The organism is Amycolatopsis sp. CA-128772 (genome assembly GCF_002904295.1).
Classification (GTDB): domain Bacteria; phylum Actinomycetota; class Actinomycetes; order Mycobacteriales; family Pseudonocardiaceae; genus Amycolatopsis.
Genome location: NZ_PPHG01000014.1, coordinates 82,312 through 96,995 on the forward strand (window position 1 = coordinate 82,312; position 14,684 = coordinate 96,995).

Here is a 14,684-nt window from a genome sequence, read left to right on the forward strand (position 1 = left end):
CCGGCATCACAGAGGCGACGGGTCGATGTCGCAGTCCGCACGAATGCCGCGAGCCGCGGCGATGGTGGCGGGGTGGTTGTCACCGAGAGCGTGCCGATAGCGAGTCAGCACGTCGGCGTGGAGCGTCTCGGCTTCCTGCTCGTGCCCGAGCTCGCGCAGGTCGAGCGCGCGGTTGAGCTGGACAGCCAAAGTCGTGGGGTGGTTCTCCCCGAGTACCCGGCGGGACCGGTCGAGCGACTCCGTGTCCATCACCAGCGCTTCGACCGTGCGGCCGAGGGCGTACTTGTCGCTGGCGACGTCGATGGCACAGACGATGGTGTGCGGGTGGTCCACACCGAGCTGGCTGCCCAGCTTCTCCAGCGAGCGTTCGTCGAGGTCCAGCGCACTGGCGGGGTCGCCGTTGAGCCGTAGCGTGACGCCGAGGTCGAGGGCCGCTCCCAAGGTGTGCGGGTGCTCCTCGCCCAGGCTGGTGCGGTAGAGGTCGAAGACCTGCTCGCCGAGCTTGCGGGCGGCGCTCAGGTCCTTCGCGTGGCGCAGGTCGATGGAATGCCCGAGCGCGCACGCCATGGCGTTCGGGTGGCGCTCGCCGTAGCGGATCCGGAACCGCTCGAGTGCCTCTTGCGAAAGCCGAAGAGCGGTGTCGTGGTCACCGTCCTTGCGGCAGCCGACCGACTGGAAGTGCTTGCGCCGCAGCGTTCCCACGCTGTCTTCGCCGAACAGTTCACGGGCCCGCTCGGCGATTCTGTCGCCTTCTATGCGTGCCCACGGGTAGTCGCCCAGCTCACGGCGGCTGATGACGAGCAGGACCTGGGTACCGATCGTCGCAGGGCTGTCGTAACCGAGCACTTCGACCCGCCGGAGGTACGTCTGCTCGGCGTGCTCGGCCGCGGCCTGGTATTCCCCGGCCAGCAGCGCGGAAACGACGTAGTCGTGCGCCGTCCCGAGGGTGATCGGGTCGTCCTCGCCGAACAGCGCTTTGGCTTTCGCGAAGGTTTCCCAGTTCAGATCGCGAGCGGCCGTGAAATCGCCCTTCGCCTTCAGGTCGACGGCCACGGACATCTCGACGTTGAGTGTTTGCTCCGCGTCGGCACCGTACACTTCCCGACACAGCTTCAGGGCACGCTCGTTGATCTCCGCTGCGTCGCGGTAGTGGCCCAGTACCCAGTGGTAGAAGCCGAGCTTGTCCAGCGCTTCCAGCGTCTGCGGGTCTTTCTCGCCGTGCTTGCGCGTCCAGTTTTCGACCGTTCGCTCAGCAAGTTCGAGAGCCGCCTGGTGGTCGCCCCACTGGTAGAGGAAGGCCAGGAGGTTCAGTACGAGTTGCCGGACCCACGAATCATCGCAGTCGATCACTTCCGCGCTGTAGACGTGCGGGAGGATCTCCTGGTAGCGCGGCCACTGCTTGGGCGAGATCGGGTCGTTCGGGTCCAGGTTCGCCAGCAGGACATGGGCACCGTGCCTCAGGTTGGCCCGATCCTGGCTGTTCATCCGCTCCCGGAGAACGAGCTGCACCAAGCGGTGCAGCACCAGGGTGTCGTTGCGGTGGTCGATCTTCGCGAGGCCGAACCGGTTGACGTCGCGCACGGCCCGGCCGAGCTTCATCGGGTCACGCAGGGCAGTGTCCAGTTCGGGCGCGACGGAGATACTGCGAACGCCCGTGAAGAAGCTTCGGGTGATCGGCTCCGGAGCGAAGAAGGCGCACACCTGGAGCAGTTGGTGAGCCGACAGGTTTCGCTTCTTCAGTTCGTCGAAGGAAACGTTCCACGCCGCCGCCACGGAAACTTCGTAATCAGTGGGGGCTGAAGTGTCCAGGATTTCGGCCACTTTTTCGTCGAACAGCCGTATGTATTCATTCACCGGCATTCCGGTTTCGGCTCGCCAGGCCGCAGCCTGCGCGATGGCCAACGGCAAGTCGCCCAGCTTCTCGGAAAGAAGATCGGCTTCTTCGTCGGTTATTTCCGGGCCGCGCATACGCAGCAGTTCTCGGCTTTCCTCACGTTCGAACACAGCGACTTCGAGCGGCCGGGCAATACCAGCCCAATCAGGATTGCGCGAGGTGACCAGAATTTCGCCGGGACCGTTCACCGGGAAGAACGGGCGGACGACTTCCGGGCTTTCCGCGGAGTCGAAGACGAGCAACCAGCGCGCGTAGGGCTTGCCCACGCGGAGCGCCTCGCGAACCGCGGGGATGGCCGTGATCGCCTCATCGCAGCCGGGAAGCTTCAGGTGTTGAGCGAGCTCGGTGAGCGAGGTGCGGATCTGCGTTGCCTCCGTCGCCTGGATCCACCAGACGATGTCGTAGTCGGCCAAATGGCGGTAGATGTACTCGACCGCCATCTGCGTCTTGCCGATACCGCCCATTCCGTGCAGGGCAGCCGGCAACACCGCCGTGGTCCCCGCCCCCAGCCGCTCACCCAACTGGTCTAGAAGTTCACGCCTTCCGGTGAAGTTGGGATTCTTCGGCGGCACCGATCCCCACACCGGTGGCGCCTGGTCACCGGAAAGGCGTTCATGTCGTTTGCCGGCGCTTATGTTCGACAGCACTCCGCTGCGGATGGCGGGGGACACATCGATCGTGGAGTGACCGTCCGGCGCTGATGACACCGGTCGAACAGGGGCGATGGACTCGCTCGAAGGACCGGTACGATCAGACGCCTGGGACATGGTTTCACTCACCAGCCGAATACTAGCGGGCAATGGCCGTTCCGTGGCGGGTACGCGGTTTTCCTCCGGTCGCGAACCCACAGTACTCTCTGTACCCTCTGTGCCCTTGACGCGAACGCGATCGGCACTCTCCGCACTTCGAAGACGATCGGCGCGCGACAGGTAAGGACCTGACAAGGCGCGCATCACAACGCGTTCGAGATCCACCTCGTGTTCCGCGGCCGTGGCGAGGTCCGGATCAGGAGTGGCATCGGGGTCCAGAACCGCGTCCCGGAGCCGTGCCAGCGCACCGCCTTCACGAGCGTGTTCCCGCGAAGCGGTGATCACGGCTGAAGCGGTTTCGGATCGACGTGCCCCGCGCAGCAGTATTTGCCGGACCCGGGGGCCGAACTCCCACGTCGCGGCGTTCCATTCGGTATCGTCGTCGACCCGCTCCAGCAGCCCGCTGCCGAATACTTCGGTCAAATGCGACAGCTCGGCCCCAGCCACGAGTTCGGCTTGCAACGTGCGAGCGGTACCGACCGTGACCGGAACGGCGGCCAGCAACACGGCGAGCTGATAAGCCTGGGGCGAGGCGTCGGCGTGGAAAACGCGGACTTGTTCCTCGGCCGAGGCGAATTCACGCCGGGACACCACCGGCTCGCGATCGGCGGCGTTCGGCCTGTCGCCGACGAGCAGCGCCTTGGCGATGCGCTCGCCACCGGTCCCCCTGGCCGTCAAGTCCGCCCACCAAGAGAGCCAGCGCGGAGAAAACTCCAGCACCGGGACGACCGTGGTGCCGGCCAGCAGCTCGAGCGCGCCTTCGGGATCCAGCCACGCGTCCTGCAGCCGCACACCGAGCTTGGCGTTGGCCGCGACGGGACCGCCCGCCGACACGACAACGCGGTGCACGTCCAAGCCGCCACGCGACCAGAGCCGTTGCGGCAGCAGGTGGACGACCGCGACCGGCATCGCCTTGGCCCACACGGACAACAGCGGTGAGACGAGGTCGCGACGCCACGCGTCGCCGACACCGTCGGTGACGACCAGCATCACGCGTTCACCCGACGGGTCAAGCAGTTCGCCCGGTCCCCGAGCCGGAGCGTCCGGGGTACCCCCGCGGAGCACGGGAGCGATCACCGTGCCGTCCTCGGCGTATCCGCTCTTCGCCGTGTCGAGCAGGCGAACTTGGACGGAGCGGAATCCGCCTCGTCGTTTGAGCAGCGCCACGAACGCACTCACCTGCGAACGCCACAACGACATGGACGGCGCCGAGTCCAGGACCACCGTCAGGTTCAGCCACCGCACCTGCGACGGCACCAGCACCGGCAGCCAGTTGCCGGTTTCCGCCGCATGTTCGGCCGTCCGGCCCTCGCTGAGCTCGACATCCCGCGGTCGACGCGAGCGCACCTTGCGTTTGAACGGCTGCAACGCGCGGGCGAACGCGGCGGAGTCCGACAACACCGCCCGGGCGGTGGGCGTCTTCGTTCGGACTTTGACGGCCAGCGGCTCGACGGGCTGCGGGACTCCCGGAGGCGGGCTGAACTCCGGCGCGCGTCCGGGCCGCCGGCCGCGCGGGCCGGCTTCCGGTGGATCCTCTCGAGCCGCGTCTCCGGCCGGCTCGGGCCGACGCGGGTCGTCAGCGGACGACGGGTCGTCCACCGCACGATCGGGCGGCGCCGGGGGCCGGTTCGCCGGCTCCCGCCGATCCGGCTCGCTCTCCGAAGCAGCCGGCGGGCTGGATTCACCCGCTCGGCCCGGCCCGATGCCCTGAATAGCGGACGTCAGCCAGAGGGCGTCGGCCACCTCGCGCCACGTCAGGTCATGGGCGTCCGGAACGCCTCCGGGTACGCCCGCTGCCATGTCACGGCACCAGGCTGTTCAACTGCCGCCACAGCGCGTCCATCAGACGCTGCCAGGACTCGTCGTTCTTGCGGTAGACGCCCGAGGTCGCGAGGAACACCGCCTCCAGCAGCTTGTCCGAGGGAAGGCCGCCGAGCGCGGCGCTGCGCTCGACGAACTCCGCCACCAGGTCCGGACGCGACGAGTCAGCCGGGTTCAAGGCGTGCGAGGCGACCATCGCGGCGAGTTGTCCCATGTCCGGGTCCCCCGTTTCGAACCGGAGGCAACGGCGGAGGAACGCCGGCGGGAACTCCCGTTCCCCGTTGGAAGTGATCACCACGACGGGGAAAGCAGCGCACCGCACCACCCCGTCGGTGATCTCGGCTTTCTGCGCACGATCGGCCGTGAACACGTCGACGACGCTCGTCCGGCGGGCGGCCCGGGCGAGTTCCGGAATGTCGAACTCACCGTCTTCGAACAGGCTCAGCAAATCGTCCGGGAGCTCGGAGTCGGACTTGTCCAATTCGTCGATCAACAGCACTCGCGGACGCCGGCGCGGCAGGAAAGCCGTCCCCAGTTGCCCCAGCCGGATGAATTCGCCGATCGGGGGTTCACCCGTTGCGCCATTCCGCTCACCCGAGGAGGGCAGACGGCTGCCGGCAGCCTGTGCGCGAGCGATGGCATCGTATTCGTAGAGACCCTGCCGCAATGTGGTGTGCGACGTGATCGGCCACCGCAACACCCGCCCCAGACCGAGTTCCCTGGCGATCTTGTACGCAATGCTGGATTTGCCGCTTCCCGGCCTGCCGGTCACCAGCAGTGGCCGTCGCAAGTACAACGCGGCGTTGACCATCTCGACTTCGCGTGTGTCGACCAGCGCGCCCGAAAGGTGGTATTCGGTGCCGATCCGCCGGCTCGCTTCCCCGTCGTCCGGCGGGGTCACGTCGGACTCGGGCAGATCCGCGAACCGCCGCCACGGCGGAGCCGCCGGTATCAGCTTGACGGGATCGATGTCGTGCGGCGGCCGCCCGGTACCCCGGTAGACCCACCAATCGGGTGGTCCGTCAGGGTGTTCGGTCACGCTCATGCACCGCTCCCCCGTTCAGCGCGCGGCCCGAAGCTCCTCCGAAGCACGGAAGGATTCGATCCGGGTCGTCCCACAACACCACCAGATCACGCAAGAGTTCACTGTCGAATGGCAATCCCGGCTCAGGATGGCGGCCCGTTCGAGACTTCCGCGTCCGCGAAGAAGGCAAGTCCCCCAATCCTTTGCTGTTGGCCAACCAGGCTACCACTTCGCGAAGGGCATCCGTAGATGCAGTCGGGTGCCACAGCACGACAGGAACACCTGCGCGCAGCGCCGCGAAAAGCTGATCATGCTCGGAGTCCGGTTCACTGGACGGGGCCTCCGTCAGGACCATCATCACCCATTGCTCGTCACTGAGGATGGTATCCAGGCCGAACCGTTCTTCCACGTCTTTGACGTGGCAGAAATAGACGCGCTCCACGGAGGGATCTGCGACGAGGACCGACCAGCGCAGCCGCCACCTGCGGTGGTACTGGGGCGCGCTCAGCCGTTCCAGCGAACGCAGCACCACGGGGTAGGACAGGAAGAGCGGCCGGGTGTCGCCGTGCGCACGGTCGGTGGCCCAGGCGTGCACCGGCAAGTTCAGCAGCGCCCTGGGCAGCACGAACTCCAGCGCGGCCTGGGTCGACAACCCGGACCACGCCTCTTCCGCCGCCGCGATCAGGGAACTGACGGCCCCCTCCAGATCCGCGGCCGCCACGAGCACGGTCTCGCCGCGGCGGGGTGGCCATTGCCCCGGATCGTCTTGACGCCATGGTGAGACCTCGAACCGGCCGGCGTCGATACCGTCCGGTTCCACCACGATCGTCAGGTGGAGCTTTCCCTCTTCGAGCGGATTGGCCCCTTCGTGGTCACGCAACTCACGCAGTGCCGCGTCCTGTCGAAGGCGCCGGGCCTGCGCGGTGGTCCAAGCTCGCAGATTCGCGCGCAGGGGATCTTGGTATTCGGAGGAAATCAGCTCGACGAAGGACACGGCGGGCGGCAGCTCACCCGGCGCCGAGTTCAGGTCGGCCAACTGGCAGAACGCCGACCACGCGTCCTCGAACCGGGGCAGGGGCACGACGTTTCCGGCGGCTTGACGTGCGGCCAGCGGCATGGTGCGCGGCCGGAGTCCGGTGAGCAGGGGCCGCACGGCCTCCTGCTGCTGCTGGGAAACCACGTCGAACACCCGGATCGAGGAAACCAGCCGCCGCAACCGGGACCACGACGGGATTCCGGGACGAAGGAATTCGAGGACGTCGACCAAGGCGTCCATCGCGTCGGATCGGTCGCACGTGTTCACGATGGCCACCAGCTGATCCCGCCCGCTCAGCTGGTCCGGAACCGTGAACGAATCACCGAGCACATTCCTCAGCTCGCCGATGAGCAGCGAGCGGATGGGCAACTCGTCGGCGAAACCCGCGGCGACCAATGCGTCCACCACCGCTTTGCGCACCGCTATGCCGAGTCCGGCACGCTCTCGCCTGGCCACCACCTGAGGAACCACCTCCCGCCCCGCCCGAGCGCCCCCGAAGATCGTGAGTTTACCCAGTCACCCCGCCCGCAGAAGGGCAAAAGATGGACACGCCCGATCAGTTCTCCGCACGGTGCGGCCATTCCCTGATCATCAGCGCCAAGTGCCGCACCTGGGGCGATTCCGGTTCCAGGGTGCGGACCGCGGTCAGCAGGTCCGGCAAACCACCGTCGAAACGCTGACACGTTCTCGCGAGAGCGATCACGTGCAACCGGTCCTCCGAATGGTAGGGGACCACGTCGGCGATCTCCCGGCGCGGGAAAACCTCCAACAGCAAGCGCCTGCTTTGCGGGTTCCGCACGCACGGAACGGCGAGCAGGGCTTCGACGAGATCGGGGAACAGGTTGTTGCGCGCGTGCGCGACACGAGCCGGCTCCGGCGCGGCGCTCGGCTCGGTACTGTCCTCCTGGACACCGAGGAGGCGGAGCCACGCCCATGCCGCGTTCTCCCCCGGCTTCACCTTCACCGGGATCCGCCGGTACCCACCGGGGTCGGCGGCCGCATCCTGGCTGACGACGTCCTGGTAGAGCAGGTCCGACGTGATCAGCGCCAGGTCGGCCTTCGCTTCGTTCTGCGCCACCTTGGCTTCGGGTGCTTCGAGGATGCGGAACGTGAAGCTCACGGCTTTGCTGACCGAACCGTGGCTGCCCTCCGCCACTTCACCCGCGTGCAGGGCCAGACGGAGCCGCACCTGGGCCTCTTCCGCGTGCACGTGGTTGTGGCGACGCAGCTCGTCGCGCATACGAGCCGGAAGTCCGGCGACCAGATCCGCCTTCGCGACCTCGGGCGGCAGCAGGATCATCGCGCCGTCGCCGGTGTTCTCCACGAAACAGGCGTCCCACGGGATGCCCGTCTCGGCGAAGCAGCCCTTGAGGACCCGCCACAGGCCTTCGTGTACCTCGCGCAGGTGCGCCATGGTCCGGCTCGGGTTGTTGTACCCGGCGACGTCCACGGCCATGATCGTCCGGTGCAGCGCGGCTGGATAGGAAACCACGACACCCTCCCCACGTCCCGCCGTCATTGTCCCAGACCCCTGCACGCTCGGCCATGTTCGCGCAGGGCGTTACGCGGAAACCGGACCTTCTTGACCTTGTTTCGTCCATAATTCGTCGTGCCCACGAGACGCCTGCACCTGGTGAGCGCGGATGAAGACCACCGCGTCTCGACCATCGAGCTGTTCTTCGACCTGGTCTTCGTCTACGCCATCACCCAGACCACCCAGCTGATGGCCGACCACCTGAGCCCCGTCGGGGTGGGGCAGGGGCTGGCCATGCTCGCCGTTCTTTGGTGGTGCTGGTGCAGCTACGCCTGGCTCGGGAACACCATCCACGTCGACCACGGGGTCGCGCGGCTGGCGATGTTCGGGGCCATGGGCGTGATGTTCCTGGTGTCGCTGACCATCCCGGAAGCCTTCGTCGATCATCCCGGTGGGCTCTACGCGCCCGCGCTGTTCGTCGTCTGCTACGCGCTCGTGCGGCTGTTGCACCTCGTTGCCTACTTGGGTGCCGCGCAGCACGATCCGGGGTTGCGGCGGGTTCTGCTCAAGATGTTCGTCGGGTTGCTGCCGAGTGTCGGGCTGCTCGGGGTGGCCGCGTTCCTGAGCGGGCCCTGGCAGCTGGGGTTGTGGGCGGCGGCCTTGGGAATCGATTACCTCAACGTCTACCTCGCCGGGCCGGAAGGGTGGCGGCTCAACGCGCCCGCGCACTTCGCCGAGCGGTTCGGGCTCATCGTGATCATCGCGCTCGGGGAGTCGATCGTGGCGATCGGCATCGGGATCGGGGCGCTGCCGATGTCGTGGCTGATCGCCGGCGGGGCCGTGTGCGGGCTCGCGCTGGCCGCGGGGATGTGGTGGGCGTACTTCGACGTCGTCGCGCGCGTCTCCGAGCACCGGCTGACCCGCGCGACCGGCATCGAGCGCGCGAAGCTCGCCACCGACTCCTACACCTTCCTGCACCTGCCGCTGATCGCCGGGATCGTGCTGGTCGCGCTCGGCCTGAAGAAGTCCCTCCTCTACCTCGCCGACACCGAGCACCACACCCCCGGTGAAGCGCTGCACGGCGTGCCGATCTGGACGCTGACCGGCGGCCTCGCGCTCTACCTGATCGCGCTCAGCTCCCTGCGCAAGCGCAACCTCGGCAGCTGGAACCACCAGCGGCTGGTCGTCGGCGTGCTGCTGGTCGCGGCGACGCCGTTGCTGGAGCACGTGCCCGCCGCCGTGTTGCTGCTGGTCGTCGCCGGGGTCGTGCTCGGGCTCATCACCTTCGAACGGCTGCGCTTCGCCGAATGGCGCAAGAACGTGCACACCGCCCACTCGTAACCGACCCCGCACTGGCGCGATCCCGCCTCGCGGGTTAACCTACTCGCGAGTAGGTAACGGGATGGAGGGCCACATGGCTGCGCCAAGGAAACGGGACGCGATGGGCTGGGGCCTGTCCGCGCTGACCCGGCTGGCCGGGAGCAAGGTCGTCGATCGGGCGGGGCTGCGCAAGCCGCTCGAGGGCCTGGTCACCGCGGGAACCCGCAACGGCTTCCGCGTCGCGGGCGCGGCGACCCGGTCGTTCAAGTCGGTGCAGAAGCTGGGCAAGCCCGCCCGGCTGGCCCCGGCCGCCGACACCGGGCTGTTCGACCTCACGCCGACCGAGGACCAGCAGCTCATCGTGGAGACGGTGACGGAGTTCGCCGCCGAGCAGCTGCGCCCGGCCGCCGCGGACGCCGACGCCAAGCTCGCGGCACCCGAAGGGCTGCTGACGCGGGCCGCGGAGCTGGGCATCAGCCTGGTCGGCATCCCCGAGGAGCTCGGCGGCGTCGGCACGGAACGCTCGGTGGTGACCAACGCGCTCGTCGCGGAAGCGCTTGCCCACGGCGACCTCGGCCTGGCCGTCGCGGTGCTCGCGCCGTCCGCGGTCAGCACCGCGCTGGTCAGCTGGGGCGACGAGCAGCAACAGGCGGACTACCTGCCGGCGTTCGTCGGCGAGCACGTGCCGGCCGCGGCGCTGGCCTTGCAGGAACAGAAAGCGCTGTACGACCCCTTCAAGCCGGCAGCGAAGGCGCGCCGCACCCCGAAGGGCTACCAGCTCGACGGCGTCAAGACGCTGGTCCCGCGCGCGACGCAGGCGGAGCTGTTCATCGTGTCGGCCGACCTGGAAGGCCGCGGCCCGGCGCTGTTCCTCGTCGAGTCGTCGAACGCGGGCGTGTCCATCGAGACCGAGCCGGCGATGGGCCTGCGCGGCGCCGCGACGGGCCGGCTGCACCTGGAGCAGGTGGCGCTGCCGGCGGGCGCGCTGCTCGGCGGCGGGAAGGCGGACGTCTTCGCCGAGGTGGTGCGGCTGTCGCGGCTCGGCTGGGCCGCGCTGGCCGCCGGCACCGCGAAGGCCGTCCTCGACTACGTCGTCCCCTACGTCAACGAGCGGGTGGCGTTCGGCGAGCCGATCAGCCACCGGCAGGCGGTGGCGTTCTCCGTCGCCGACATCGCGATCGAGCTGGAGGGCCTGCGCCTGGTGACGCTGCGCGCGGCGGCGCGGGCGGAGCAGGGCAAGTCCTACGCCCGCGAAGTTGCGCTGGCGCGGAAGCTGGCCGTGGACAAGGGCATGCAGATCGGCAGCGCGGGCGTGCAGCTGCTCGGCGGGCACGGCTTCGTCAAGGAGCACCCGGTCGAGCGCTGGTACCGGGACCTGCGCGCCATCGGCGTCATGGAAGGCGCCGTCCTTCTCTAAGCTTCTGAAAGGCGTTAACGATGATTAACCTGGAAGTTCCGAAGAAGGCCGGCGCGCTGATCAACCAGGCTTACCAGGCCGCGGCCGAGGTGTTCCGGCCGATCTCGCGCAAGTACGACCGCGCGGAACACACGTACCCGGCCGAGCTCGACATGTTCGCGGCGCTGCTGGACGGCCTCAACTCCTCCGGCGAGGGCGGCGCGGGCGCGGCGGGTGTGCGCCGCTCCGGCTCCGACGAAAAGGAGAAGGGCAACCGCAACGGCGCCAACCTGAACGTCGTCCTCGGCACGATCGAGATGTGCTGGGGCGACGTCGGCCTGCTGCTGTCGATGCCGCGCCAGGGCCTGGGCAACGCGGCGATCGGCTCGGTGGCGACGGACGAGCAGCTCGAGCGGTTCGCCGGCATGTGGGCGGCGATGGCGATCACCGAGCCGTCCTTCGGCTCGGACTCGGCGGCGGTCAGCACGACGGCGAAGCTGGATGGCGACCACTACGTGCTGAACGGCGAGAAGATCTTCGTGACGTCGGGCGAGCGCGCGGACGCGGTGGTCGTGTGGGCGACCTTGGACAAGTCCAAGGGCCGCGCGGCGATCAAGTCGTTCGTGGTGGAGAAGGGCACGCCGGGCTTCGAGGTGGTGCGCACCGAGCACAAGCTCGGCATCCGCGCTTCGGACACGGCGGTGCTGCGCTTCGAGAACTGCCGCGTGCCGCGCGAAAACCTGCTGGGCACACCGGAGATCGACACGGCCAAGGGTTTCGCGGGCGTCATGCAGACGTTCGACAACACCCGCCCGCTGGTGGCGGCGATGGCGATCGGCGTGGCCCGGGCAGCTCTGGACGAGACGCGCGAGATCCTCACCGCCGCCGGAGTCGAGATCGACTACGACCGCCCGGCAAACGCCCAGCACGCGGCCGCGGCGGAGTTCCTCCGTCTGGAAGCGGACTACGAGTCGGCGTACCTGCTGACGCTGGAATCGGCGTGGATGGCGGACAACCGCAAGCCGAACTCCCTGCAGGCGTCGATGGCGAAGGCCAAGGCGGGGCGCTCGGTGGTGGAGATCGCGCTGAAGTGCGTCGAGCTGACCGGGGCGTACAGCGAGGAGTCGCTGCTCGAGAAGTGGGCGCGGGACGCGAAGATCCTGGACATCTTCGAGGGGACGCAGCAGATCCAGCAGCTCATCGTCGCGCGGCGGATTCTCGGGAAGACGTCGGCGGAACTCAAGTAGACGTCACAAAGGGGCCCCTCACGGCGAAACGCCATGAGGGGCACCTTTCTGCGCTCAGGAACCAGCGACCTGGTCGTCCAGGAACTCGTCCAGATAGCGCCAAGTCGTGCCGCGGGCCTTCCTCCCGGTCAGGACGCCCAGGTGGCCACCAGGAGCCGTCTTGAAGCGGACTTCCGGGGCCTTGTCCAGGAGCTCCACCACCCGCTCCACCGACGGGCGCGGAGCTATCGTGTCGTTCTCGCCCGCCACCACCAGGGCCGGCACGCGGACCGACGACAGGGAAATGATGCGGCCGTTGAGGTCCACCTTGCCCTCCGCCAGGTCGTTCGTGCGGAACAGGCGGTGGTACAGCTGGCCGAACGTGCGCCCGGGGTAGGCGTACATGTTGCTCATGAAGTGGTCGACCGCCTCGATCTGGGCGAGGTAGTCGCGGTCGTCGAGGTTCTTCAGGATCGCCAGGGGCTTCGTGATTTCCTTGCTGATGCCCGTCGCGCGGAAGACGCGGCTGACCAAATAGGACGGTGCGCCGCCGAACACGCGGTAGATCGGGGTCAGGAGGTGGCCGTTGGTCAGGTCGACCAGCGGGCGGAACGGGGCCACGATGGGGATCGCCGTGAAGTCCACCGGCGAGCCGATCGCGGTGATCGACGCGATCGGCAGGTCCGGCTGGTCGGCGTTCACCAGCAACGAGAAGATGCCGCCGAGCGACCACGACACCAGGTGCACGGCCTGGCCGCCCGCGTCCGCGCTCACCTTGCGGATCGCCCGCGGCAGCACCTCGTCGATCCAGTGCTCGATGCCCAGGCGGCGGTCGGAGAACGCGACCATGCCGTAGTCGACGAGGTAGGCGTTGCGGCCGCCCTCGACCAGGTGCTCGATCAGGCTGCAGCCGCGGCGCAGGTCGAAGCAGATCGCCGGCGCGGCCAGCGGCGGCACCAGCAGGACCGGCGGCCCGGACACCGGGCGGCTGCTGTGCGTCATCCGGTACAGCGACCGGTTGGGGCCCTGGTCGATCAGCACCCGCGGCATCGGGCGCAGGTCGGCGACGCCGCCGTGCAGCACCTTGCCGACCACGTTCGACGCCGCGGCGGCCAGCCGTGCGGGTGGTGAAGCCATTGTTCTCGCGCCTCCTGGAAACGGACTCGGAGGCAATCTTGCCGGGCGAAGCGGGCGGACTCAACAGCGTACTGCCCGCAAGCACCCGGCAAGCACGTCCAAATCGGACGGTCGCTAGGCCGTCCGAGTTACTCCGCGCCCGTTCCCGGGGCACTTTCGGCGGCCCGCGCTTCGTAGGCCGCGCGGGCCGGGGAATGGGCTGCCGAAGCCAAAAGCCGGTCCGCCTTCAGCGCCCGCGAGAGCACTTCACCGAACCTCCGCGGGAGCAGCCGGGTGAGCTTGCCCATAGTGCCCACCGAGCGGGGCACGTAGACGTCGAAACGAGGCTTGCGCAGCGTGGATACGATGGCATCGGCCACATCTTCCGGCCGCGAGGACTTGAACAGCTTCGCCTCGCCGAGGCCGCTCGCCAGCTCCGTCCGCACGATCGCCGGCATCACGCACGAGACGTGCACGCCGCTGCCGTGCAGTTCCAGGTGCACCGCCTCGGACAGCCCGACGACGGCGTGCTTGGTGGCGCAGTAGGTGGCCGCGCCGGGGAAGCCGGCCTTGCCCGCGAACGAGGCGATGTTGACGATGTGCCCGCTGCGCCGCGGCCGCATCCGCCGCACCGCCTCGCGGGTGCCGTGGATGACGGCGTGCAGGTTGATCTCCAGCTGACGCCGGGTCGTCGCGTCGCTCTCCGACTCGAGCTCGCCGAGCGGCATGATGCCGGCGTTGTTGATCAGCACGTCGATCCGGCCGTGACGGCGTTCGACCTCGTCGAGGAACTCGGTGAAGCCGCGGATGTCGGTGACGTCCAGCGGCAGCGCGTCGGCGCCGAGCTCGCCAGCGGTCTTCTCGGCCCGGACCTGGTCGAGGTCGCCGATCACCACCTTCGCGCCCAGCCGGGACAGCGCCGACGCGGTCGCCGCGCCGATGCCCTGCCCGCCGCCGGTGATGACGACGACCTTGCCCGCGAACTCCTCGGCCATGGCGACTCCTCCGTCTGTTGGCACCGCGTCAACAGTGTCGCCCGTCGCGCCGCGTCGCGCTACCCCACGCGCTGCTGCAACACCTGACCGACCCAGTCGTCGACGGCGAACTGCACGGTCGGCTCGAACCCGTGACCCTCGTAGTACCGCTGCAGTTCGCCGTCGCCGCCGGCCCAGCAGTCGACGCGCACGAGGTCGATGCCGCGCCGCCGCGCCTCGTCGAGCGCGTACTCGATGAGGCGCCCGCCGACGCGCCGCCCGGTGAACCGCCGGGACGTGATCAGCAATCGGACATACAGTTCACGCTCGTTAACCGCCGGGACGTGCGGGTCGTGCTCCTCCGAGACGATCAGCGCGCCGGCAGCCTCGCCGTCGACGACCGCGATGCGCAGGCCCGGGTCCGCGGCCATGCCCTTGACCCGCTCGACGCGCCGGGGGACGCGGCTCCACGGTTCGGTCCCCCACTGCTTAGAGCTGCCGCGCGCGACGAGCCACTCGACGGCTTCGTCGAAGAAGCGCAGCAGCGTGTCGGCGTCCCCGGAGTCACCCGATCGGATGACGGTGTTGTCCATT

General features: G+C 68.6%; 10 protein-coding genes. 3 read left to right on the plus strand and 7 right to left on the minus strand.

Annotation, left to right across the window (positions count from 1 at the left end):
- Positions 1 to 6: 6 nt before the first annotated feature.
- From fxsT to C2L59_RS05820, 4 genes are all read right to left on the minus strand, one after another.
- Positions 7 to 4,503: an FxSxx-COOH system tetratricopeptide repeat protein gene (gene fxsT / locus C2L59_RS05805; RefSeq protein WP_103348474.1), complete on the minus strand. Its 4,497-nt coding sequence runs from the start codon at positions 4,501 to 4,503 to the stop codon at positions 7 to 9.
- Position 4,504: 1 nt separating this feature from the next.
- The gene (locus tag C2L59_RS05810) at positions 4,505 to 5,569 is read right to left on the minus strand and encodes a MoxR family ATPase (RefSeq protein ID WP_103348475.1); all 1,065 of its coding nucleotides are present in this window, start codon (positions 5,567 to 5,569) and stop codon (positions 4,505 to 4,507) included.
- Positions 5,547 to 7,004, minus strand: coding sequence for a hypothetical protein (locus tag C2L59_RS05815; protein ID WP_146060270.1), 1,458 nt, complete (start codon positions 7,002 to 7,004; stop codon positions 5,547 to 5,549). Before C2L59_RS05815 ends, C2L59_RS05810 begins: the two co-directional genes overlap by 23 nt.
- Before the next feature lie 136 nt (positions 7,005 to 7,140).
- The gene (locus C2L59_RS05820; RefSeq protein WP_103348477.1) at positions 7,141 to 8,076 is read right to left on the minus strand and encodes a hypothetical protein; all 936 of its coding nucleotides are present in this window, start codon (positions 8,074 to 8,076) and stop codon (positions 7,141 to 7,143) included.
- Between the two features lie 117 nt (positions 8,077 to 8,193).
- On the opposite strand from C2L59_RS05820, the gene C2L59_RS05825 reads away from it, so the two are divergent.
- The 3 genes from C2L59_RS05825 (at position 8,194) to C2L59_RS05835 (ending at position 12,021) form a co-directional block, all read left to right on the plus strand.
- Positions 8,194 to 9,399 (plus strand): low temperature requirement protein A, encoded by a 1,206-nt coding sequence (locus C2L59_RS05825; RefSeq protein ID WP_103348478.1) that lies wholly within the window; start codon positions 8,194 to 8,196, stop codon positions 9,397 to 9,399.
- 100 nt (positions 9,400 to 9,499) lie between these two features.
- The gene (locus C2L59_RS05830) at positions 9,500 to 10,795 is read left to right on the plus strand and encodes an acyl-CoA dehydrogenase family protein (protein ID WP_103348479.1); all 1,296 of its coding nucleotides are present in this window, start codon (positions 9,500 to 9,502) and stop codon (positions 10,793 to 10,795) included.
- A 20-nt stretch (positions 10,796 to 10,815) separates the two neighbouring features.
- The gene (locus C2L59_RS05835; RefSeq protein WP_103348480.1) at positions 10,816 to 12,021 is read left to right on the plus strand and encodes an acyl-CoA dehydrogenase family protein; all 1,206 of its coding nucleotides are present in this window, start codon (positions 10,816 to 10,818) and stop codon (positions 12,019 to 12,021) included.
- 54 nt (positions 12,022 to 12,075) lie between these two features.
- On the opposite strand, the gene C2L59_RS05840 is transcribed toward C2L59_RS05835, so the two are convergent.
- From C2L59_RS05840 to C2L59_RS05850, 3 genes are all read right to left on the minus strand, one after another.
- Complete coding sequence (locus C2L59_RS05840; protein ID WP_103348481.1) at positions 12,076 to 13,137, minus strand: alpha/beta hydrolase; 1,062 nt, start codon at positions 13,135 to 13,137, stop codon at positions 12,076 to 12,078.
- A gap of 128 nt (positions 13,138 to 13,265) precedes the next feature.
- Complete coding sequence (locus C2L59_RS05845; protein ID WP_103348482.1) at positions 13,266 to 14,111, minus strand: SDR family oxidoreductase; 846 nt, start codon at positions 14,109 to 14,111, stop codon at positions 13,266 to 13,268.
- Between the two features lie 59 nt (positions 14,112 to 14,170).
- Positions 14,171 to 14,683 (minus strand): GNAT family N-acetyltransferase, encoded by a 513-nt coding sequence (locus C2L59_RS05850; RefSeq protein ID WP_103348483.1) that lies wholly within the window; start codon positions 14,681 to 14,683, stop codon positions 14,171 to 14,173.
- Position 14,684 lies beyond the last annotated feature (1 nt).

Coding starts and splice junctions, on each gene's coding strand:
- fxsT (WP_103348474.1), bottom strand. CDS start 4,503: ATGGCAGCGGGCGTACCCGGAGGCGTTCCGGACGCCCATGACCTGACG.
- C2L59_RS05810 (WP_103348475.1), bottom strand. CDS start 5,569: ATGAGCGTGACCGAACACCCTGACGGACCACCCGATTGGTGGGTCTAC.
- C2L59_RS05830 (WP_103348479.1), top strand. CDS start 9,500: ATGGGCTGGGGCCTGTCCGCGCTGACCCGGCTGGCCGGGAGCAAGGTC.
- C2L59_RS05835 (WP_103348480.1), top strand. CDS start 10,816: ATGATTAACCTGGAAGTTCCGAAGAAGGCCGGCGCGCTGATCAACCAG.
- C2L59_RS05840 (WP_103348481.1), bottom strand. CDS start 13,137: ATGGCTTCACCACCCGCACGGCTGGCCGCCGCGGCGTCGAACGTGGTC.
- C2L59_RS05845 (WP_103348482.1), bottom strand. CDS start 14,111: ATGGCCGAGGAGTTCGCGGGCAAGGTCGTCGTCATCACCGGCGGCGGG.
- C2L59_RS05850 (WP_103348483.1), bottom strand. CDS start 14,683: ATGGACAACACCGTCATCCGATCGGGTGACTCCGGGGACGCCGACACG.